A 389-nucleotide genomic window follows, 5' to 3' on the forward strand; every position below is an offset into this window, starting at 1 on the left:
TTAAACTATAAAAAAGGGAGGAGAAAAAATGTCTGAGTTAAATGAAAATAAGTTTTTTAAAAAGTATTTAAAGAAAGCTTCTTCCTATTTAGGAAATAAAGAAAAATCAACGAATTTATTGAAAAAAGCAGCTAAGCTGGCACCGGATAAAAAAGGCGCGTTAGGTGAAGCTTGGGAAAAAGTAAATTTATTTATCGAGCTATTTAAATCATATATTAATGGCAGTTATAGAGATATTTCCACAAAATCAATTTTGACAGTAATCGGAGCATTAATTTATTTTGTCAGTCCAATCGATGCAATACCAGATTTTATCGTAGGCTTAGGCTTTTTAGATGATGCAACAATTTTAGCGTATACATTTAAACAAATTAACAAAGATATTGAAA

1 protein-coding gene is annotated in these 389 nt (G+C 28.5%); it reads left to right on the forward strand.

Annotated elements, in window-relative coordinates; all coding sequences use genetic code 11:
- Positions 1-28: 28 nt before the first annotated feature.
- Positions 29-389, forward strand: a 361-nt coding sequence (locus CN514_RS24500; RefSeq protein ID WP_098234800.1) for a YkvA family protein, incomplete at its 3' end; no start/stop codon positions are given.

This window comes from Bacillus sp. AFS001701 (assembly GCF_002559405.1).
Classification (GTDB): Bacteria; Bacillota; Bacilli; order Bacillales; family Bacillaceae_G; genus Gottfriedia.